The sequence below is a fragment of the Mesorhizobium sp. M0500 genome, assembly GCF_040321165.1.
Classification (GTDB): Bacteria; Pseudomonadota; Alphaproteobacteria; order Rhizobiales; family Rhizobiaceae; genus Mesorhizobium.
Genome location: NZ_JAMYRB010000090.1, coordinates 1 through 697, shown reverse-complemented (window position 1 = coordinate 697; position 697 = coordinate 1). Strand labels below are relative to the sequence as shown.

At 63.4% G+C, this 697-nt stretch carries 1 pseudogene; it reads left to right on the top strand.

Annotated elements, in window-relative coordinates:
* Positions 1-697: pseudogene (locus NKI70_RS33880) on the top strand (adenylate/guanylate cyclase domain-containing protein); the annotation flags it as partial.

Sequence of the window (697 nt, the reverse complement as noted above, 5' to 3'; positions counted from 1 at the left end):
AATGTCGCCGCGCGGTTGCAGCAACTCGCTGAGCCGGGCGGCGTGATCGTATCGGGCACGGCCTTTGACCATCTGCAGGGCAAGCGTGATTTGCCCCTCGATTTCGCCGGCGAGCAGCAGGTCAAGAACATCAGCCGCCCCGTGCGGATGTACCGACTGAGGCTCGATGGCAAGCGGGTGCGTTGGACCTTACGCAAGGCGATGCCGCGCTGGACCAGGACGACTGCAGCGGCCATCGTCGTGCTGGCTCTGGCGGGTGGAGGGACCTGGTGGTTCTTTCAGCCCGCGCCGCTGGGGGCCAAGCCATCGGTCGCGGTGCTGCCCTTCAATAACTATGGCGGCGACGAGGCCACCGGGCGTTTGGCCGATGGCTTGACTGAGGATATCATAACCGACCTCGCGCGGTTTCCCGAACTTGAGGTCGTGGCCCGGAATTCGACGGAAGTTTACAAAGGCAAGCCGGTGGATGCCCGCCAGGTAGCAAGTGCGCTCCATGTCGGCTTCGTACTAGAAGGCTCTATCCAGCGGCAAAATGGGCGGGTGCGGGTCACCGCGCAGTTGATCGATGCACAAACCGGCAACCATCTTTGGTCGGATCGTTGGGACCGGCCCGCTGAGGACGTTTTCGCCGTCCAGACCGAGATCGCAGAGCAAGTCACCAACCGTCTGGGCGGCGGCGTAGGGTTGATTCAGGCGG